At 38.7% G+C, this 21,975-nt stretch carries 16 protein-coding genes, 3 tRNA genes and 2 other RNA genes; 18 read left to right on the top strand and 3 right to left on the bottom strand.

Annotation, left to right across the window (positions count from 1 at the left end):
* Window positions 1-234 precede the first annotated feature (234 nt).
* A complete protein-coding gene (hcp, locus tag QNH17_RS12540; protein WP_481858621.1) occupies window positions 235-1,908 on the bottom strand; it encodes a hydroxylamine reductase in 1,674 nt (557 codons plus the stop codon).
* 738 nt (window positions 1,909-2,646) lie between these two features.
* On the opposite strand from hcp, the gene QNH17_RS12545 reads away from it, so the two are divergent.
* The 5 genes from QNH17_RS12545 (at window position 2,647) to QNH17_RS12565 (ending at window position 10,541) form a co-directional block, all read left to right on the top strand.
* Entirely contained in the window at window positions 2,647-3,354 is a 708-nt protein-coding gene (locus tag QNH17_RS12545) for a DNA alkylation repair protein (protein WP_283879491.1), read from the top strand.
* A gap of 367 nt (window positions 3,355-3,721) precedes the next feature.
* Entirely contained in the window at window positions 3,722-4,276 is a 555-nt protein-coding gene (locus tag QNH17_RS12550; RefSeq protein ID WP_283878992.1) for a hypothetical protein, read from the top strand.
* 123 nt (window positions 4,277-4,399) lie between these two features.
* On the top strand, window positions 4,400-5,458 hold the full coding sequence (locus QNH17_RS12555) for a PrsW family intramembrane metalloprotease (RefSeq protein ID WP_283878993.1): 1,059 nt from the start codon (window positions 4,400-4,402) through the stop codon (window positions 5,456-5,458).
* A gap of 706 nt (window positions 5,459-6,164) precedes the next feature.
* Window positions 6,165-9,350 (top strand): glycoside hydrolase, encoded by a 3,186-nt coding sequence (locus tag QNH17_RS12560; RefSeq protein WP_283878994.1) that lies wholly within the window; start codon window positions 6,165-6,167, stop codon window positions 9,348-9,350.
* Between the two features lie 159 nt (window positions 9,351-9,509).
* Window positions 9,510-10,541 carry a LacI family DNA-binding transcriptional regulator gene (locus tag QNH17_RS12565; RefSeq protein WP_283878995.1) on the top strand — a complete coding sequence of 344 codons (1,032 nt, stop codon included), beginning with the start codon at window positions 9,510-9,512 and terminating at the stop codon, window positions 10,539-10,541.
* Between the two features lie 81 nt (window positions 10,542-10,622).
* Here the strand turns inward: QNH17_RS12565 and QNH17_RS12570 are convergent, their stop codons facing one another.
* Complete coding sequence (locus tag QNH17_RS12570) at window positions 10,623-11,375, bottom strand: YqcI/YcgG family protein (RefSeq protein ID WP_283878996.1); 753 nt, start codon at window positions 11,373-11,375, stop codon at window positions 10,623-10,625.
* A gap of 258 nt (window positions 11,376-11,633) precedes the next feature.
* Between QNH17_RS12570 and QNH17_RS12575 the strand changes: the two genes are divergently transcribed.
* The 8 genes from QNH17_RS12575 (at window position 11,634) to QNH17_RS12610 (ending at window position 14,530) form a co-directional block, all read left to right on the top strand.
* Entirely contained in the window at window positions 11,634-12,227 is a 594-nt protein-coding gene (locus QNH17_RS12575) for a YybS family protein (protein ID WP_283878997.1), read from the top strand.
* 123 nt (window positions 12,228-12,350) lie between these two features.
* The gene (locus QNH17_RS12580; RefSeq protein ID WP_283878998.1) at window positions 12,351-12,491 is read left to right on the top strand and encodes a hypothetical protein; all 141 of its coding nucleotides are present in this window, start codon (window positions 12,351-12,353) and stop codon (window positions 12,489-12,491) included.
* 284 nt (window positions 12,492-12,775) lie between these two features.
* A tRNA-Ser gene (locus QNH17_RS12585) sits at window positions 12,776-12,866 on the top strand.
* A gap of 9 nt (window positions 12,867-12,875) precedes the next feature.
* Window positions 12,876-13,237: a transfer-messenger RNA gene (gene ssrA, locus QNH17_RS12590) on the top strand.
* A 218-nt stretch (window positions 13,238-13,455) separates the two neighbouring features.
* Window positions 13,456-13,531 (top strand) — tRNA-Thr (locus tag QNH17_RS12595).
* 4 nt (window positions 13,532-13,535) lie between these two features.
* Window positions 13,536-13,607, top strand: a tRNA-Asn gene (locus QNH17_RS12600).
* Window positions 13,607-13,690, top strand: an RNA gene (ffs, locus tag QNH17_RS12605) — signal recognition particle sRNA small type. The genes QNH17_RS12600 and ffs overlap by 1 nt, the downstream gene beginning before the upstream one ends.
* A gap of 252 nt (window positions 13,691-13,942) precedes the next feature.
* Window positions 13,943-14,530, top strand: coding sequence for a nucleotidyltransferase family protein (locus tag QNH17_RS12610; RefSeq protein ID WP_283878999.1), 588 nt, complete (start codon window positions 13,943-13,945; stop codon window positions 14,528-14,530).
* A gap of 259 nt (window positions 14,531-14,789) precedes the next feature.
* On the opposite strand, the gene QNH17_RS12615 is transcribed toward QNH17_RS12610, so the two are convergent.
* Complete coding sequence (locus tag QNH17_RS12615) at window positions 14,790-16,064, bottom strand: MFS transporter (protein WP_283879000.1); 1,275 nt, start codon at window positions 16,062-16,064, stop codon at window positions 14,790-14,792.
* A 146-nt stretch (window positions 16,065-16,210) separates the two neighbouring features.
* Here QNH17_RS12615 and QNH17_RS12620 point away from each other — a divergent pair, with 146 nt between their 5' ends.
* From QNH17_RS12620 to QNH17_RS12640, 5 genes are all read left to right on the top strand, one after another.
* Complete coding sequence (locus tag QNH17_RS12620) at window positions 16,211-17,122, top strand: LysR family transcriptional regulator (protein WP_283879001.1); 912 nt, start codon at window positions 16,211-16,213, stop codon at window positions 17,120-17,122.
* 183 nt (window positions 17,123-17,305) lie between these two features.
* Window positions 17,306-17,761, top strand: coding sequence for a YrvL family regulatory protein (locus QNH17_RS12625; protein WP_283879002.1), 456 nt, complete (start codon window positions 17,306-17,308; stop codon window positions 17,759-17,761).
* A gap of 721 nt (window positions 17,762-18,482) precedes the next feature.
* A complete protein-coding gene (locus QNH17_RS12630; RefSeq protein ID WP_283879003.1) occupies window positions 18,483-20,648 on the top strand; it encodes a xanthine dehydrogenase family protein molybdopterin-binding subunit in 2,166 nt (721 codons plus the stop codon).
* A complete protein-coding gene (locus tag QNH17_RS12635; RefSeq protein WP_283879004.1) occupies window positions 20,632-21,108 on the top strand; it encodes a (2Fe-2S)-binding protein in 477 nt (158 codons plus the stop codon). Before QNH17_RS12630 ends, QNH17_RS12635 begins: the two co-directional genes overlap by 17 nt.
* The gene (locus tag QNH17_RS12640; protein WP_283879005.1) at window positions 21,102-21,971 is read left to right on the top strand and encodes an FAD binding domain-containing protein; all 870 of its coding nucleotides are present in this window, start codon (window positions 21,102-21,104) and stop codon (window positions 21,969-21,971) included. Before QNH17_RS12635 ends, QNH17_RS12640 begins: the two co-directional genes overlap by 7 nt.
* The last annotated feature ends 4 nt before the right edge of the window (window positions 21,972-21,975 follow it).

Genomic DNA, 21,975 nt, shown 5'->3' on the forward strand with positions numbered 1-21,975 from the left:
AATGTATGTCCTAGCTTTCGCTGTTTTTTTCTAACGTCCCGGTTAGTTCCATCATTGTTCAGATACATGGTATCAATGTTTTCCTCTTAACAACTTAATTAGTTTATATGTCCAATTATAAGTGAATAAAAAAAGGGGTGTTTTATATAAACGGATAAAATTAAAGGAAAGCCACTGAGGCTCTCCCTATATCATTATTTTATCCTTCATCTCAGTCTGGACCTTAGTCTATGATTAAAGTAATGTACTTTCTTGAATTTCAATTGAGCTGTTCATGAACATTTCCAGGTCGTCTTTAGTATTTGAAATGCCGCCTACACCAAAATTCTCAATTAGGAAGTTCGTTACGTTTGGTGATAAGAAAGCTGGTAATGTTGGTCCAACGTGAATATTTTTCACACCTAAGTAAAGTAAAGATAAGAAAACGATCACTGCTTTTTGCTCATACCAAGCGATATTGTAAGATAATGGTAATTCATTTACACTTTCCAATCCGAATGCATCTTTCAACTTCAATGCAGTCATGACTAGAGAGTAGGAATCGTTACATTGACCGGCATCAAGTACCCTTGGAATACCGTTGATATCACCTAAATCTAGTTTATTGTACCGATATTTTGCACAACCGGCGGTTAAAATGATCGTATCTTTTGGAAGCTCTTCGGCAAACTCTTTATAGTACGTTCTGCTCTTATGGCGGCCATCACAACCAGCCATGACAAAGAATCGTTTAATATCACCATTTTTCACCGCTTCTACCACTTGATCAGCTACTTGAGCCACTTGATTATGTGCAAATCCTCCAATAATTTCACCTTTTTCAATTTCTACTGGTGGTTGGCATTTCATTGCATGCTCAATAATAACGGAGAAATCTTTTGAACCATCTTCATTTTTAGGAATATGTGTTACACCCTCAACAGCCGTTGCCCCAGTGGTATACATTCTTCCTATATAAGATTCTTTTGGTGGTACAATACAATTTGTTGTCATTAAAATCGGGCCGTTAAAGCTCTCGAATTCACGAGTTTGTTCCCACCATGCATTTCCGTAATTACCGACAAAATGATCATATTTTTTGAATGCAGGATAATAGTTCGCTGGAAGCATTTCACTATGTGTATATACATCTACTCCCGTGCCCTCTGTTTGTTTTAATAACTGTTCCATGTCCTTTAGGTCATGACCGCTGACTAAAATACCCGGATTTTGACGTACACCAATGTTTACTTTTGTCATTTCAGGATGACCATATGTTGATGTATTTGCAGTATCTAAAAGCTCCATGGCATGAACGCCGTACTTTCCACATTCCATTGAAAGTTCAATCAATTGTTCCATACCTACAGAGTCATCTGTGATCATTGCAAGTGCTTTTTGCATAAACGCATCTAGCTCTTCATTTTCATAGCTAAGATTTGCCGCGTGCTCTAAATAGGCAGCCATTCCTTTCAAACCGTAAGTCACTAACTCTCTTAATGAACGAATATCTTCATCTTTGGTCGCTAAAATACTAACTTCTTGAGAAGCAGATTTCATTTCAAGCTGAAGATTTGTTTCACCATACCAAGTGACAAAATCACTATTGTTGTCTAAAGTATACCCTGCATTTAGTATTGCCGCTTTAATTTCTTCCCGGAGCTTTAAACCTTCTCTTACTGTATTAAAAAATTCATTTTTATCCCAATTTGCATTAGTAATCGTCATAAAAAGACCATTAACGATAAACTGATCTGTTTTCTTTTGATTAATCCCGATTTCACGAGCCATTGTATTCACAATCGCTACTCCCTTAATCGTGTAAATCAATAAATCTTGCATATTTGCTAAATCATCTTTTTTTCCACAAACTCCTACAACTGTACAACCCGTTCCTTTTGCGGTTTCTTGACATTGAAAACAAAACATACTCATTAATAAATAACCTCCAGTGAATGATTTTTGATTTCTATTTTTCTACAATTTACACTTTCTCATATTTAGTATGAATGATTGAATAAGTATCATAAGCTATTAACAATTTTATCAACTTGTTTACATCGCTATTATAAATTCATAAATTTTAAATTTGGAGTTCTTTATGAATCTGTTCAAAAATAAGTCAAAAAGATTTGAACACTTCGTGACAAAAAGGAAAGTGGATGAGGTTGGACCTTATTTGAATTTAAATTTGAGCTTGTGGAAATTTGTACTTAAATTAACAGGGCTTTACATCAATATGGAGTAGATCCTTTTTTGTTGTGTCACTTACGGGAGTTTAACTCAATATGGAGTTGATAAATTCTGTACATAATATGAATGGAAGGAGGCAAAATGAAAGTGAAAGGCAGTGGAAGATTAACGAGATTATTTATAATAACACTGCATACTATAACGGAAAGTATAGATATTTCCGAAAAAACATGTTCTTTATCCTTTGCTTCAAATGAATATACTTTTCCTTCTTTTTAATATAAAAAGAGTTGAGTAATTTAAAAAAATACAAAAATAGACAAAGTATGATAACTTTAAAGTATAATATGAAATAGGTATGTTTGTTCGGTCAGTAAATAAATAATGAAATTCAATATCTTCTGAACGAATCAGATATTGAACAGAATTTGAAAGGTAACAAAGGATCGATAAAAAGAAAGGAAGTGCAAAATGATAGATTTTGAAATGGTTATGCAGGAACTGGACGCGCTTGGCAAGGAACGAACGAAAAAGATATACATAAGTAATGGTGCACACGAACCTCTTTATGGGGTGGCTACGGGTGCAATGAAGCCACTCGCGAAGAAAATCAAGAAAAATCAGCCATTAGCTGATCAGCTTTACGCCACCGGGAACTACGATGCCATGTATTTTGCCGGCATCATTGCGGACCCCATGATCATGACAGAGGCAGATTTTGAGCGGTGGATTGATGGGGCGTATTTCTATATGATTTCTGATTATGTGGTTGCCGTAACGCTGGCTGAAACTGATATTGCGCAAGATGTTGCAGACAAATGGATCGCAAGCGGGGAAGAACTAAAAATGTCGGCAGGCTGGAGCTGTTACTGTTGGCTTTTAGGGAATCGTCCAGACAGTGAATTCAGCGAAAGCAAGATGTCCAGTATGCTTGATCAGGTGAAAAATACGATTCATGATTCTCCGGATCGAACGAAATCCGCCATGAATAATTTTATCTACACCGTGGGGATTTCCTACTTGCCGCTACATGAAAAAGCGGTTGAAACGGCAAAAGCCGTAGGACCAGTAGAAATCAAACGGGACAAGAAAAAAAGCAGTATTCTTCTTGCTTCCGAAAATATTCAAAAGGAAATTGATAGAGGAAAACTTGGTTTCAAGCGTAAATATGTAAGATGTTAGCATAGCTTATGGAAAGTGGCTTAGTAATTACATTACTGAGCCATTTATTTTGGCAAAATTCGATACAAATTAGAATGCATTTTCGAATACACGACAAATTATTCATTCTGTCATGGGACTTTTTAATTAAAAGCGTGGAAGATGAGGATTTTTGCAAGATTAAGCAGGATTTTTAATTTTTATAAAAGAATATATATTATACAATTTAGATTCAGTGGTTCATGGAAGTTGATTTGTCAGATTTTTTGAAAAATTGTATGAAAAGCTAATGCAGAATGTTGTTTTCATATTGCTAATAGTCGCTGATAAAAATAGACAAACCATATTATTCATCCATTCTATCAAGGTATGAAAGAGGGTATTCGATATGATTGAAAATTTCTTTGCTGACTATAAAAACTATATTGTGGTACCGGAGGATGAAAAGGCTGGTAATGAAGTATTTGATCCCCAAAAATTTGAAGCCTATTATATCTTAACTCTGTCCATTTTTGATTCCCGTTTATCGACCTGGAAGGATGCAAGTAAATTTGAAATCGATGTTGAAAAAGGTATCAAAATAGTCCTGAGTGATTTCAATCAAAGGCAGCGAAACAAGTATCATCTTCAATTACTGGAATTTGACCGGTATAAAAACTATTTTATCTTGGCTCTTTCTGCTAAAACAAAATTTAATCCAGGGGAAGAAAAAGAGCGAATCACGTATGTCATTGATAATATTCTCACGAATCCTTTTTATGTTGGACAAGGATGGTTTAACTTAGTTGGCGAAAAAGGCAAGGTTGCCCGAAAGCTATTTTGCTGTTCCTTTAAGGAATATGTCGTGGAGGACCGAAACCAGTCTAAAAGGGAAGAAAAATTTGAAAACGTCAGTGAATTCATCCCTAAGAATGGAGAGATGAAGCTAATCAAAAGCCTCTAAAAAGGGATAGTTTAGAAGACTACTCAAAATTAGAGGAGTAATCATTTATTCAAATAATTTACCTATTTTTGGGCATCCTCTTGGTGAGGATGTTTTTTTGCTAACCAAAAGGGGTGAAGGTGTTTGAAATGCCCGCAATGTGTTTATTCCAATCCAGATGGAGTGAAGTTTTGCTTAAGCTGCGGCGAAAAGTTTTTTAAAAATAACGCACAAGAGGATGAAAACAGCTATTTCTATGAGTTTGCCCATTATGTTGATATGGTTCCAAAAATCGAACGAACGATCGAGCCGAAATTTCAAAATGTATTTTCGCGTGTTTTCCGAAATCATACTGAACTGGAAGCTGAACGGCTGTTTATCGTGGGAACGGCACTAACGACACCCAAAATTTCGGAAGTGAAAGACACATGGCCGAAACCGTGGCTTTTTGCAAGGGTGTTTATCATTGCGCTTCTTGCCTTCGCAGGATTTTACATGGGTGTGACCTATTTTGGAAATGTGAATTTTTTACCTGGACTTATTATCGTTGGAGCATTTGCTGTTCCGTTTACAACGTTGATCTTCTTCTGGGAGATGAATGCGCCGCAAAATATTGCCTTTTATCGAGTGTTTTATGTTGTGTTGATCGGTGGTGTTCTCTCCATGTTGGTCGCACTTGTGTTTTTCAATATTTTAAAAAACAATATCAATCCGATTACGATTGGAATAGCTGAGGAGCTGGCCAAAGCGATAACGGTCATTACGTTTGTTCGGTATCGAAAATACAGATATATTCTAAATGGCCTTCTCATTGGAGCTGCCGTAGGTGCAGGATTTGCAGCGTTTGAAACCGCGGGGTATGCTCTAAGGGCACTGCTTTCTGGGGATGGTGCAAATCTCTACAATACAATCCTATGGCGTGGAATCTTTGCACCCGGCGGCCATATTGCCTGGGCAGCGCTGACTGGTGCTGCATTTTGCAGAGTACAAGGGGACCATCCTTTTGATCTTAGGATGCTATTCCGTTTTCGGTTTTTACGTGTCTTCGTCTTAGTGGTTTTGATGCATGCACTATGGGACACTCCGATAAAAGGTATGTTCCCCTTTGGACAGATATTTTTAATGCTAGCTTCATGGGTAGTGGTCTTCCTGCTTATCCGCGCAGGCCTTAAAGAGATCGGGGAAAGAAAAATATCCGTTTAAGAAGCAGAGGAGAGTTCTTCTGTTTCTTTTTTGGACTGTTTTTGCCATCAAGCGCCAGGGGAAAATGTCAGTAATACAAGATCTTACGGACAAGACTTGTCGAGCACTTTGATTTTTGTGAAGGTATGGGAATTCATAGACGGAGAATTTCCGGTTAATGTATAAAGGTGAAGCTTAAGAAGCAGATATAAGCGGAAAAATTCCGATTAACTGTCTAAATAAGACAAAATCCAACGATTTGGAACATATAAACGGAAAAACTTCCTTTATTTTTAAGGAAATAAGGGTATTTCCCAATTTAAGCGGAATTTTCCGTTTATTTTTCAAACACAGTGAAATCAACATTCAGTGAAAACAGACCCTTAACATTAGGCATACTTTGACAGAGTCCCAAAGACCTATTTTAGATAGGAATAAAGAACCAAAAATTTCCTCTCGTATTGACAGCACCCAGGGCAAATTTTATATTAATACTCAAGGTGAGTATTCAGAATTAACAGACATCTATTTGAAATAGAAACCGGTTTCTACTCCTTGGAATACACCACACGACTTTACTTCCAATTGATTCATACATAACTACTTCAGATAAATAAGGTGTTTTTTTCTATTTTATAGAAACCGGTTTCTATAATACCACTATTTGGGAGGTGATCCAAACCGTAACTGTTTCAATCTAGGAAAATAGTAAAAGGGGGATGATAACATGACAAAAGCTCATATTAAGCAAATAGCTAAAAAGGTTTTAACATGCGGTTCGGCTACGGCCCTTACGCTTAGTCTGCTCGCACCTGCAGCAACACCTAAGGTATCTGCGGCTGAAGTTACTCCATCAAGCACAATCACAGAAATGGTGAAATTAGATCCAAGTTATCAACAAGCACCTTTTGATGGGTGGGGAACAGCACTTGTTTGGTTTGCCAATATTACAGGCGGCTGGCCGGATGAAATCAAAAACCAATTAGCCGATGCCCTTTATGGCGAGGATGGACTTAATTTTAATATAGCTCGTTATAATATCGGTGGTGGTGATTCACCAGAAACTACTCCATACATGCGCCTAGGCGGAGCAGTCCCAGGTTATTGGAATCGGCCGGCCGAATTTGGACCGCCGAATGGAAACACAGAAGGATGGACAGAGCCGAAGAACTGGTGGGACCCGACAAATCCTGAACATTGGAATTGGGATGCTGATGCTAACCAGCGCTGGTGGCTGACGGCAGCTAAGTCTAGAGGAGCAGATACATTCGAAGCCTTTTCGAACTCAGCACCATACTTTATGACGCAAAGCGGATACGTATCTGGAAACTGGAATTCTAATAATGATAACCTTAAGTCCGATCAATATAAGAATTTTGCCAGCTATTTAACGGGAGTTGTTGACCATTTACAGCAACAAACCGGCATTGAATTTAAAACGCTTTCACCGGTAAATGAACCGAATACGAATTACTGGGGTGCCAAGGGCAGACAGGAAGGATCACACTGGTCACCGGCTTCACAAGCGAAAATGATTAATGAGGTCAAACAGCAATTGACCGAAAAAGGATTGGGAACAGTTGTATCGGCAATGGACGAAACCAATCCATCAACATTCCGAAAAAACTGGGACGCGTACAATACCGACACCCGCAATAATATTGGCCAATTGAATGTACATACGTACGGAACAGGAGAAAGAATTGGTGCTAGAGATATTGCCAAAGGTGCGGATAAAAAACTCTGGATGTCGGAGGTTGACCTAAGTGTCGGCGGCCAAAATCACGAGGACATTAAGACTGGTCTTGCCATCTCGGAAAGAATTCAAGCGGATATCCAGCAGCTTGAGCCGGAAGCATGGGTGCTTTGGCAAGCAGTTGAGGATGAAGTAAATATGAGACCAGAGCATGAAAATGGCAACTGGGGTCTGATACAGGTGGACTTTGCTGCAAAGGATTTCAGCGATTTTAAAATCTACAAAAATAAAAAGTACTACGCCGTAGGTAACTATAGTAAATTTATCCGTCCTGGCGATCAGTTTATCAACTCAAACGACAAAAATACGTTAGCAGCAATTGATTCGAAAGATGACTCTGTTGTGGTCGTTTATACCAATTCATCGACAGAACAAAAAGCAATCGATTTCGATTTATCTGGTTTTGAAACAGTGAATAAGACAGCTTCAGCAACGCCATATGTAACATCTGCTACCGAGAATTTGCAGCAAAAAGCAGCCATCAAGGTAAAGGATGATCTATTAGAAGCTGTGGTTCCAGCACAATCAATTACGACATTCGTTGTATCCGGTGTATCTGGAGTTAATGACGTGGCTGGATTTTTAAATAACCAAGATCATTACAAAATAAGCAATCTAAACAGTAGCAAGGTCCTGGATGTGAAAGAGGATGGCAAGGTTGTGCAAAAAACCTATGACCGCGATAAAGCGAGCCAGCAATGGAGCATTCAAAAAGTGACTGATGGATACAGTTCAAAGGAAGAGTATAAAATCAAAGACACAAATAGCGGCAAGGTAATTGGTGTTGAAAATGGGGCCGCAGTGATTCAAACCGATCAAGACAAAACTAGCCAAAAATGGAAGTTATCCACCTCCGGCAACCAACAATTCACGTTCATTAACACAGCCAACGGTCAGCTGCTCGAAGTTGGCGGTGAATCAACAAAAGAAGATGCAGGTGTCGATGTCTGGTCTGCTAACGCAGGAAAGAATCAGACATGGATCATCAATAAGGCTGGAATTGTGGACATTGAGCCAGCCAATGTGGTCGTAACGAAGAAAAAGATCGCACCGGAAATGCCGCAGGAAGTGACCACGATTTATGGTGACGGAGAAAAAGTACAAAAAGCTGTCCAATGGGATCCAATTGCCCCTGAACAATATGACAGGGAAAACACTTTTACAGTAAGAGGTACAGTAGAGGGAACGAACATCCCGGCTATCGCTAATGTAACCGTCAGCAAGGTGGAGAGTGTAGAACCGATTAAGGTGAAAACTGTTCCAGGCAAAGCCCCGGCACTTCCTGATTTTGTACCTGCTAAACTTGAAAACGGTACAGAAGGAAACGTACGTGTGAAGTGGGAATCAATTGATCCAAGTAAGTTTGAAAGTCTTGGCAAGTTTGCAGTAAAAGGCTCGATCCCGTATAGTCATGTTAAAGTAACTGCCAATATCCAAGTTACCAAACCTGCATTGCAGAACATTGCGCTAAACCTTCCTAATTCTGGACAGGAGTTTCCAAAGGTATCAGCTTCCTTTACCGGACAATATGATAGAACAACCAATGTCAACAATGGAGAAATCTCTTCAGAGCGTTGGACGAATTGGGATCCCAACAGCTGGAGACCAGAAGATTGGGTAGCAATCGATTTTGACCGTGAAGATACAATATCTAAAATTGATTTCCATTTTTATGATGATGGCGGCGGTACGAGACCACCAGCATCACTAAATCTTGAATATTGGGATGGAACCCAGTGGAAGGCAATCGAGGGAACCCAATTAGATGTGAATGCAACAAAGGACTTAACGGTGAAGTTTGCACCAGTTACCACCTCGAAAATCCGAGTGGTGATGAAGGCGATGCCGAATACATGCATCGCGATTTCGGAAATTGAGGTATTTGGAAATGGAGATGTCACGAAGGCTGACCCAAGCATTGGGGAAGATGCAACGCTTGAGAGCATCTTAATCGATGGGAAGCCGTTAAAGGATTTCCAAGCTGACCAATTGACGTATGAGGTAAAGGAAAAAGCAGTGAAAGATCCAATAGTAACAGCGGTCACTAATGACTTATTTGCCTCCTATCAGGTTTCTGAAAAAGATGACACTGCGGTAATCACCGTAAAATCGGAGGATGGTCTTCAGACAGAAACATATACTGTGAAATATAGGTAATCCACTAGATCATAGTTGAGGATGAAAACGTCCTCAACTATGACTTTTTTTATCACCTTTATTCCTCCGCAGCCACTTTCACCTGAACATCTACCATTTATCTAATAAAATAGATTACAATTGAAAGAAAGATACTTTTCAAAGAAGGGAGGCTTTCCAGTGGATAAAAAAACGTTCACCATCTATGATATTGCCGAAGCAACAAACGTATCACCTGCGACGGTTTCCCGTGTCCTAAATGGCAATTATCCCGTCAGCAAAAAAACAAAAGAAAAAGTACTAGCGAAAATACAGGAATATAATTTTCAACCAAACAGTATTGCGAGAAGTTTGTCCAAAAAAGAAACGAAGATGATTGGATTAATCTTGCCAGACATCACGAATCCATTCTTCTCAAGCTTTTGCATCGAGTTAGAAAAATACGCACAAAAAAAGGGCTATACGATTTTCCTATGTAATTCTATGAATGATAGTGTAATGGAGTCTGTCTATCTTAAGGTTCTCTCAGAACGCCAGGTCGAAGGCATTATCATGATGGGAGGCCGGATCAACAAATCGGTAACGGAAGCGGAAGAGGCTTTAGAAGTTCTCGAAGTGATGAAAAAGATCCCTGTGTTGATGGTCAATGGAGAGATGTCCGGTGTCGATTGTTATCAGGTGAGATCCGATGAGCGGTTAGGGATGAAGATGATTGTGGAGCATTTAGTTCAAGTCGGGCACAAAAACATCGGCTTACTTGGAGGTAAGCAGGGAATAACATCAACCGATATTAAAGTAGAGGGATTTAGGCAGAACCTGTTGGAAAATGGTCTGGATTATCATCAAGAATGGCATATTTATAGCGGTTTTTCGGTAGGAAGTGGACAAATAGCGATGGAAAAGCTGCTGGAAAACAAGGAGCTGCCTACTGCGATTATTTGTATGAATGATATGATTGCCTCCGGAGCGCTAGTTGCATGCAATCAGAAACAGATCGATCCTAATAAATTTGCCTTTGTCGGCTATGATGATTCATTTGTCGCCGATATTTTGACACCGAGTCTAACCTCGATTAACCATGATTACGAAAAACTTGGCAAAGAGGCTCTAGATTTAATTATTAACGCAAAAAATGAGCTGGTGGCACCGGAGGAAACAAAAGTAATAACGATAGAACCTTTTCTCACTAAGAGGAACTCGACCGACAGATAACTCCTCGCCTTGAACTTGGTCCTAAAAAGGTCCTTTTTGTTTAAAAAGCAATAAAATAACCGCAGGCGGTTTCTCCTGCGGTCATTTGTTGGATTTAAATAAGTTGAGAATCCGATGATAGGGGCATTTGGCCAATGATGTATCATCATCACGAAGAAAATATTGCCGCCACTCAAAATTATCCTCTGCACCATAGCTGTTTAAATCGGGATGGATAGGAGCAGAATCGTAGGCTGTCAGCCTTTTTCTAATTTGTTGTTTTATCCCCTTTGCAAAATGGGGCGACTTATTAAATTCTTGGAGAACCCAGCGTGGAGTAATAGCGAGCAACATTTCATCAAAATGCCTGCTTTTTCGATTCCTATGGGCAGGTGTTGCACAGTACATAAAGTATTGCTCCCCATTAAAGCAAAACTCCCAAACAGGATGATGGGGGTCCATTGGTAAATCCTCTGGCCAATCAAATTGGTCGATGCTTCTTAAGCCGCTAAGATGCTTCCAAAATGTTTGTTCGTAATCTTCAACCTGATAGGCGTCCTTCATGTCTTCGGGCGTTTCATAAAAAACAATCAGTGATGTGTAGCCTCCGATATTCCTAGAAACTTCAGTATAACTACTCAATGCTTCCGCAAGTTCATATAGAGTAGAAGGTTCTCTCGGATCCCCAATAAAGCTGTATCGCAGTTGATTTTTAGAGAATCCAATAGTTGCAGGGATACAGGGAAAGGGTTTTTCTTTGTCACTCATTTTAGTGGAAAATTTCTCTATAGCATTCTTTTCCCATTCCTTTAATTGATTCCTGCCTAAAGGATCGTCTATATAAAGTCCTTTCACGATTGACACCTCCATACTGCAGTATATTCATACGTACAAGAGTGGGGAGATGTCCTGATTTAAATGGGCAAACCCTAAAAATTTCTTAAGAATATCGCTTGGTATCAAAGATTATAGAGCCAAAGTGTTTCCGATTTTCGATTAAAAAGAATGCATCAATTGCTGATCGAAGAATAGATGTTAGAGATGGATTCAATCAATATCTTATGAGGAAAATCTGCAGATCGGACCGCAATATACCAGTTGGGGAGGATGCTTATGAGATTGATAACTTGGACTTTGGGCGTATTTAAAAAGAAACATAAGATTACAGCCGTTCTGTATACCAAGAATATAAAGCATGTGCTCGGCAGCCTGTTAGGTGCGATCGCTGCCATCTTGCAATCAGCGGGTTTGATAGGTGGGATTGGTTATGCGTTCAGCATCATGGCTACCGGACCGATTGTTCTTGCGATGGTCATTTCCATCCGAATCGGTCTTTTAACATATGCTGTCACTGCTTTTTTATTGGTCATCCTGCAACCTAGTGAAGTCCTGGTTTTCCTATTTACCACCGGTCTTCTCGGCATTGCCCTTGGGATAGGATTTAAACGGTTTAAAACAGGATCAATGGTTTCGTTAATGGGCGGAACCTGTCTTTCAGCAGGTATTTTTATCTTACTTTACATAATTCAATTCCCCGTATTAGGACCTTCAGTTTCAAGCCGAATAAGTGGAACAGTGGTAGCAGGAGTTTTCCTGTTTGGCCAGTTTTATAGCTGGATTTGGATGAATCTTAGCATAGTTGGAATGAAGTATTTAAATAAGGTCATGTTGAGAAAGATATTGGTAGAGAAAGATGAGTCAAGTTGAAAGTTATGGGGGATAAACAAATTGCAACTAATAAATAATTTTTTGTTAATAATAATGCACGTTTCTTCTCCATTAACATAAATTAGCTTCTGTGAGAAATTTGATTGGAAGGAAGAAATCATTATGAACAACCATGAATTTAAAATTAAAACAACTAAACATGCATTTAACGTCGGAGGAACTGAATATAAAGTAATTGAAATAAAGGTAAATGATCTATCTGAAAATTTATATGCTGTCGTAACTCCTATTAAAATGAAATAATACCTATCGAACTTATGGCCTCATCCAATCAAGAGAGGCCCTTATTTAAATTTTGCTTTTTTTCTGAAAGATTGATGCATCTTAATTCGCTCATTGTAACGTGGGATTCGCTCATAAATGTCCATTATTCGCTCATAGAAACTCAATATTCGCTCATAGCACTTGGCTTTATTGATATAACTAGGTCTTTTGGACTACCAAAATTTACAGCTATCTTCCATTTGGCAGACATGATATATTTCTCTTGTAAGTTCTTAACGGAACTGACGCGAAACTTTTATTACAGAGAAGTACTCAAGAGGCTGAAGAGGCGCCCCTGCTAAGGGTGTAGGTCGGGTAACCGGCGCGAGGGTTCAAATCCCTTCTTCTCTGCCATTATATTATGGGAATGTCTTGGAATCGACAGGGATCGTTTGAGCTTATATTGCGAGTCGAGGGATTCGGCCTCGTTAAAACGATAAAGCCTATAACTGGCAAACAAAACAACAACTTCGCTTTCGCTGCCTAATATCAGACGATAGCGGTTCCTCCCTCCATCGTCCATGTGGTAGGGTAAGGGACTCATTCTAAGTGGACTACGCCGAATTCCACCGTCTGAGGATGAAGGAAGAGACTAACCAGACTAACTGCTTCAACGCCTGTCAGTAGGCTAACGAAGTAAGTGAAATCAATTCTACTGACTACACTCGTAGATGTATAAGTGTCAAGATCTTTGCACACGGGTTCAACTCCCGTCATTTCCACTAAAATTTAAAAAATTTCTTGAAAAAGATTCATTATCCGATTATTATGTAAATATGACGTAAGTATTATGCCGGTTTAGCTCAATTGGTAGAGCACGACCGAATAGGCATCCTGAAAAGGCTTCAGCATACTGACCAAATTGCTGCTTGCATAAGCATTCTGAGGTCAGGATGACGTAACTTTTCAGCGTGTACAAACTTTATAATACCTCAAATTATTTGCCGGTTTAGCTCAATTGGTAGAGCAACTGACTTGTAATCAGTAGGTTGGGGGTTCAAGTCCTCTAGCCGGCACCATTTTTCCGCAGTAGCTCAGTGGTAGAGCTATCGGCTGTTAACCGATCGGTCGTAGGTTCGAGTCCTACCTGCGGAGTTTAGTCCAACAAAGACATTAGGAAACTGGTCAGGGCGGGAACGCAGCAGCCATAACTAGTGGAATTGTGTGGACTATTACATAGCACAAACACTTTATAAACTAACTTTCTAATACTAATATCTACCATTTCCATCACCATCCATATTTGTGGATGGTGATTTTATTTTTAGTAAACGCATAATATCATCAATGAAAGAAAAAAGCGCCAGTTAGACGCTTTGTAAGTTCTTAAGGAGTTACTGTATCTTAGGAATGGTTATCTTAGATCGCAATGGACAAACATGGAGTCAAGGTAAATAAAATGATTAAATAACATATAGAAGGTGACAAAAATGGAAGCAATTGTCCTAGCTGCTGGATACTCTAGTCGTGCGAATGCATATAAAATGACTCTGCCACTCGGGCAAATGACTGTATTGGAGCAAACCCTATCAAAATTTGAAGGAATATGCAGCAGGGTCATCGTCGTAGCGGGGTTTCAAGCACATATAATCCAAGAGGAAATTGTTAAAATCAACAATAAAAATGCCTATACATTTCAGCTGAAATTTGTTTACAATGAATACTTTAACCAGGGAATGTTTAGTTCCATCCAAAAGGGAAGTAGCGAAGTAAATGCCTCAACCTTCTTTATTACACCTGGAGATTGTCCGCTTGTAAAAAAAGAGACCGTTCAGTTACTAGCAGTACAAGAAGGGAACGTAGTGATTCCCAGTTTTAATTGTAAAGGTGGTCACCCTATCAAATTATCAAGTGAAGTGAAACAGAAAATTCTCGAAACCAAACCAGACAGTAATCTGCGTGTAGTATTAAGCTGTTTCGATAAGAAATATATGAATGCAGAGGATCCGGGAGTTTTAATGGATGTTGATACACTGGAGGATTACCAAAAAGCCATTGATTATTATGATAAAGCTTAGATTTCACTATATTTTTCCGCTTCATAACCGGAGGCGATTCTTTAAAAAGCAGCAGAAGAATATAAGTGAATCCAAATAAAAAAGCCAAATCTCTTACTGCAGTACCTAGAAATTTGGCTTTTGAACACCAAGTTATAACTAAAATATAAATTCTATGGATTACAGGTTGCTTGCCAGAATCTATAAACTCTTTGTCAGATAACGTAACTCGTGCTGTGAGAGTAAAGTAAATATCTGACCTTTATTTTTTTACGAATTGCTATATATTCATTATTCCTTCTTTAGTTAATTGACTTGAATGTTGTTTCTTAATAATAATGACAAATAAGCTTGCAAGTAAACAGAACATTCCTGCCGAGAAGAATGCCCAAGTATAAGTGTTGAAAAATTTATAGACTAGACCCCCTCCATATGCAGCGACTGCAGCACCTACCTGATGTGATGCGAAAATCCAACCGTAAATTATTCCACTTTTAGTAGTACCAAAGATTTGTCTTGAGATACTAATAGTAGGGGGAACAGTTGCAATCCAATCTAATCCATAAAATACAGTAAAGAAAACTAGCATAGTAGTGGAACCTTCATTTAATGCAAAAGGAAGTAATACAAGCGAAGCCCCTCTTAAACCATAGTACCAAAATAATAGCCATCGATTATCGAAACGATCTGACAGCCACCCGGATAGAGTTGTTCCTACTAGATTAAAGATTCCCATAAACGAAAGAAAAGAAGCTGCTGTCACTAAAGGGATGCCAAAACTAATACAGTAAGAAACAAAATGAGTACCAATTAATCCGCTCGTTGAAAGCCCACAAATAAAGAAACTACCTGCTAATAACCAAAATTCCTTCACCTTCACAGCTTCGAATAAGCCATTGAAGGCTAAAACAATAGGATTTTTCTTTTCTCCTTTATTGCTCACTTGTGTTTCTTTTTCCAGTCCATATGGAAGAATGCCAACATCCTTAGGTGTGTTTTTCATAAATAAAAGGATTATGATAAGCATTATGAAACTAAGGATCATAAATAAAGCAATCGCCCAGCGCCACGAATAATTTTCAATTATAGCCGCTAAAACAGGAAGTAGAATTAACTGACCAGTTGCTGTACTTGCTGTTAATATTCCTACTGCTAGACCTCTTCTTTTCTCAAACCAATGATTCGCCACATATGGACTTACTACCGTTAAAAAAAGGCTTGCTCCTAATCCAATTATAACGCCCCAAATAAGGATCATATGCCATGACTGGTTCATCATTAAAGTAAGTATGATACCTGTCAGCAAAGTTGCCATAGAAACGATCATCATTTTTTTTAACCCAATCACTTCTAATAATGCTGCCATGAACGGTCCTGATATCCCATATAAAAAGAGACTAATTGCAAAAGCAAGTGCAATAATAGATCGATCCCAGCCAAATTCGTTTTCTAAGGGATCTATGAAAACCCCTGAAGATGACATGACAATTCCGGCTACAATAATAGAGAAAAATGTTATAACAAGAATATACCAGCTATAGTGTATACGCTTCAAAACTCAAATACCTCCGTTGTCTTTATATAATGTTTTTTTCTAAATAATAACTTGCAAATAATTATTAGTAAAATTGAAGTTTATGAAGTTATCCATTGATTTTTTTGATACTATAAAAGTAAGAGTAAATTTAAGTAGGTGAAATAATGGAAATACGCCATTTTGTTACGTTTAAAAAGGTCATTGAAACGGGCAGCTTCACACAAGCAGCAGAACATTTAGGCTACACTCAATCGACAGTGACTTCTCATATTCAGGCACTTGAAGGACATTTAGGTGGACCTCTGTTTGATCGGATGGGTCGAAAGGTTGGATTGACTGATATTGGCAAGAAGTTGTTGCCATATATACAAGAGATTTTAGATACCTATGGAAAAATCGAAAGCATTACTAGTGATGGTGAGGATATAAGAGGGGAGTTAAAGATAGCGGCCCCGGAATCTCTAACGGTATACCGCCTAGAAATAATATTAAGAGAATATAGAAAGAAATTTCCTCATGTGCGCATCAGTTTAAGTAACGCCACCTGCGGTGATAACAAGAAATCAATACTTGATGGTAGAGCAGATATTGCGTTTGTCATGTTGCCACGGTTTGAGGATTCAGATTTAGTCATCCATCCGTTAATGAACGAACCAATTGTTCTCGTTGGAAGTCCTGACTGTTCCCTGAACAGTTTAGCTAAAAGTTACGAAAATCAGAAGCTTAGCGAGTGTTTAATTACTAACGAAAAAGAAGCCAGTTATCGAAGAATATTTGAAGAGTTCCTACGGGAAAGAGGGATTGTACCTTCCAATATTATGGAACTTTGGAGTATTGAGGCGATAAAGCGATCTGTAATGAGTGGTCTTGGTATTGCTTATTTACCTTTAATAGCTGTACAGGATGAAGTCGAAGAAGGAAAGTTGAAAATTATTCCTTGTGAAGCTGATTTAAAACTGATATACTCCCAAGTCCTTTATCACAAAAACAAATGGGTTTCCCCTGCATTATCAGGTTTTATAGATATTACCTTGAAACATGCAAGAGACTGGTCATGTGAGGAGACTACTTGTTGAGTTGAGATTGTGAAGTTCAAACTTAAACGAACGGGTTCAAAATTAGACGTTCCAGCTGCCATTTCTGGTGGCTGTTTTTCTTGTTCAACAAACGGGCAGTTTAGTAAAAGAAGGTATATTACAATGAGAGGAAATAAATGTTAATAATTTGTAAGTTCACGAAAAAGGAATTGTTAATAAACAATGAATCAAAATTATGATAAAAATTCATTTCGAAATTTGAATCTATTTGAAAAGATCTTAGTTATTACAGCATTAACACTCCTTGTTTTCCTATCCATTACTTTTGTGATAGGGAGTTTTTTCTTTGGGATTGCAGGCTTTTTTAGTTTATTTGGAGTGCAATATACATCTCCATACTCCCTTATAGGTTTTGTGTTGTTTTTCTTGCTATTGGGTGTTGTAATGGATTTATTCTCTAATGCTTTTATCAAGTTATCATCCGATTATATATCAGGTAAATATAAATTATTTATCACACGAATGGTTATTGATTGCACATTTACTTGGTTAGCTTTACATACAGTAGATGAATTTATGAATAGTATTACAGTTCCATCGACAACAGAAATTATTACAGCTTTATTATTATTCTTTATTGAAGTTGCCTTTGATGATAAAGATAAAAATAAAAAGTAATTGTTTCAATGTGGTTTCTTAGGTTTACATACGGGAATTTTTAAAAGGTTTATTTTAATTAATGCAATTTTAAATGCATTCTTTGCTTATCCGTTGTCATTTTTCGCGAAAAAAATAAGATATTATAAATTAGTTCGTTTTAATAATCATCAATTCTTCTTATATTTCTTTTCAAAGGCATTTTTATTTTATTGGTTACAATATCTATTTGAAAAGAACAAATCGCCCAATAATAAAGGGGCTTATATTGTGAAGGATTATACTTAAGCTACGGGCGGCTTTACTTCAATAAGGAGTAAGGCTTTTTTCTTGTTCAACTAAGCAGGATAGCTATAAAAATTCATTAAAATTACTATCTAAAGATGAAAAGCATATTCTTCGCAATTTATATTCCCTTTATTTACACGACCTTTCTGAATTTACCGATGGTTTAGACATATCATCAAGTGGTTCATTTGAGCTTAACTCATTTGAATTAATCTGGGAGAGAGATGGGGGAACACCATATTTTCTAAAAAAAGACCAGATAAATTATCAATAAGCCAAAAATATGCGAGTTTTTATTCATTTACTTGTATATTTTCGGCTTTTTTACATGAAGCATCATAAATTCTTGAATGAAATGAATCATAAAATATGATTCTCGTTTATAAAATCATAGGAAGAGGTTTCTATAAATAAAGTGTCCCCTATAAAAAAAGAGTCGAAGGGTGTTGTTGGAATGAACCTAAAAGACATAAGCACCTCAGTGCCCAAAAAGGACCATGGTGGTAAAGTATCGGGTCAGCTGCCCTACATTAGTGACGTGAAAGTAGAAACTATGGTTTATGGGGTTTTGTACCGGTCGACCATTGCGTATGGAAAAATCAAGTCAATTCAGTTACCGAACCTTCCTGAAGGTTATGAAGCGGTTGGGGCAGAGCATATTCCTGGACCAAATTATGTCAAAATCATCAAAGAAGATCAGCCCATTTTTGCGAATGAATGGGTCAATTATATTGGTGAGCCGATTCTTATGCTCGTTGGAAAAGAACTTAATGTCCTGTATGGATTGTTAAGTGAAATTAAGGTCGAATTTGAAGAACATCAGCCTATTTATACATTGGACGAAGCCATCCAACAAAAATCTACAACTGGTGTAAATATGGCAAGCTATGAATTCGGAGAAAGCTTAGAGAACATTACAGTGATTGAACAGGGAGCCCATAAAATAATTGAAGAAGAATATGAAACGGGTTATCAGGAGCATGTCTACCTTGAGCCACAAGGAATGCTCGCCATATATAAGGATGATGAAATTGAAGTCCAGGGTTCAATGCAATGTCTTTATTATATAAAAAATGCCTTACTAAGCGCGTTAGCCTGTGGCGATGATGAAGTCAGAGTGGTCCAAAGCCCGACCGGCGGAGGTTTTGGCGGCAAAGAAGAGTTCCCTTCAATGATGGCATGTCACGTAGCTGTTGCGGCAAAAGCAGTAAAAAAATCAGTGATGCTCGTGTTCGACCGTGCTGAGGATATGGTAGTAACCACAAAAAGGCACCCGGCCAAACTTAAATATCGAACGGCCATAGATAAGGAAGGAAATATCTTAAGCCTGTGTGTAGATATCTATTTGGATGGCGGAGCGAATGTGGGTTTGAGTTCTGTCGTGCTGCAGCGTGCCTTAATAAACAGTGCCGGTGTTTATAAAATTCCGCACTTTCATGCAAAAGGCTATGTCTTAAAAACCAATACGGTTCCGAACGGTGCCTTCAGAGGCTTTGGTGCTCCTCAAAGCTTTGCCGGAATCGAAAGTCATATGGGACATCTTAGTAAACTAGCAAATATCGATCCACTTGAATATAAACAAAAATACCTCGTCAAACAAGGAGACCCCACCATTACCAAAGGTATATTCCGCGACCCAATATTAGTGCAAGATATGATTGACGATCTACTTAACAAGTCTAAATACAAAAATAAGAAAGAAGAGTTTCAGCATTACAATCAACAAAATCAACGTTATAAAAAAGGCATTGGAACTTCGTTGTTCCTCCATGGTTGTGGATTTACAGGCAGTGGCGAACGAGACCATATTAAAGCAACAGTGAAACTGTTTAAATCAAAGGACGGAAAGGTATCACTTAAAATCTCAAATTCTGATATGGGACAAGGCATTTTGACGACCCTGTCTAAAATTGTCGCCAAAGAACTAGACCTCCCGTACGAAGAAGTATTGTACCCGTATCCCGATACAAAAGAAGTTCCAGACTCCGGTCCGACCGTAGCCTCGAGGACGACGATGATTGTCGGAAAATTGCTTGAACGGGCCGCAAAAAAACTAAAGGACCAGTGGCAAATAGGAGTGGAACAGGAAGTAGTGGAACATTATGTTCATCGTGAAATGATCCCTTGGGACGAAACAACCTTCACAGGAGATGCTTATCCCGCTTATTCATGGGGTGTGAATATCGTTGAATTGGAAGTGGATACGTTAACAGGAAATATTAAGCTAGAAAAAGTATACGGCAATTATGAAGTGGGGAAGGTCATCGATGACAGAATTATGAAAGGCCAAATTGATGGTGGTCTGGCTCAAGGGTTAGCGTACGGCTATTTAGAAAAGATGACGTCAAAGCAAGGCAGGATCCAACAAAAAAGCATATCGGATTATGGACCGCCGACTTCATTGGACGTCGTTTCAATCGAAAGCAAGGTCTTTGATAACCCTTATGCTGATGGTCCGTACGGGGCGAAGGGTGCGGGTGAATTGACATTAATCGGCGGTGCTCCAGCCGTCCAAGCGGCAATCGAGGATGCACTGCAAACTTCTTTTCAGCAAATTCCAATCACACCGGAAGTCATTATTGAAAGTCTTTGGAGGAAAGAAGGTGAAGAGGTTGATTAAATTTACACTAAATGGAAGAACAGTAGAAACGGACGCTCCTGCTACTGTAAGATTACTAGATTTAATAAGAGAAGAGTTTGAGTTAATCGGAACAAAGGAAGGCTGTGGTGAAGGGGAGTGCGGAGCCTGCAGTGTATTTGTGAATAACCTTCTGCAAAACAGCTGCCTGATTCCTATTGGCTCGATTGATGGAGCCAATATTCAAACGATTGAAGGAATACTTGATTCCGAACAATTTAAGATCTTAGATGAGAGCTATTCTAGTGCCGGGGGAGTGCAATGCGGCTATTGCATTCCGGGGATGATTATGGCAAGTGCCGCGTTATTATCTAAAAATCCTCATCCTTCCGAGGCTGAGATACGTGAGGGGATTTCTGGAAATTTATGTCGATGTACGGGCTACAATATGATTGTTGATGCGATCAATCAGGCAGCAAAAAAAGGTGATGGCTTATGGTAGAGAAAATAACCACGTATCGCTTTGAACGGTTAGACCAAACATTGAGCCAATTGAATAGTGAAGACTGTGTAATCATGGCGGGCGGCACCGATGTCATGGTTCTTCACAAAAGTGGAAGGGGAGTACCTCTGAAATTCCCAAAACCGCTTGTTTTTATTGATCATCTTTCCGAATTAAAGCAGGTATATCAAAATCACAACGATCTCCACATCGGGGCTTGCTGTACCTATAGCGAATTACTTGAAGAGCGGTTAATCCCAGTACCATTAAAGGACGCAATCAAAACGATTGCGGCACCGGCCATAAGAAACAGAGGGACATTAGGCGGGAATATTTGCAATGCATCTCCGGCTGGCGACACACTGCCATTATTATATGTATATAATGCAAAACTTGTACTGCGCTCGATTAATGGTGATCGAGTAGTGGCTATTAGCGATTTTATTCAAGGTCCAAGGCGGGTAGGGCGGCATCAAAATGAGATTTTAGCTGAAATTATCTTACCGTCCGTTTTAGAAGAAGGTGCTCATGTTGTTTTCGAGAAAGTGGGCAACCGCAATGCTGATGCCATTGCCAAAGTAGGGTTTGCAGGATATATCCGAATAAATACTGATCGAATCGATGATGTGCGCTTATGCGTAGGGGCGGTCGGACCTACTATGGTTCGTTCCATTAATATTGAAAAAATGCTGGTCGGAAAAACCATTCCATTAGCCGATGCAGACATTGCTCAAGTGGTAGCAGCTTTCAGTAAGATTATTCGGCCGATCGACGATCAGCGCTCCACAGCCGCTTACAGAAAAACCGTCGCCTTAAATCTTTTACGCAATTTCCTGAGCATGAAGCAATATCAACCGAATTAATTTT

Origin of the sequence: Neobacillus sp. SuZ13 (assembly GCF_030123365.1) — a bacterium.
GTDB lineage: Bacteria > Bacillota > Bacilli > Bacillales > Cytobacillaceae > Neobacillus.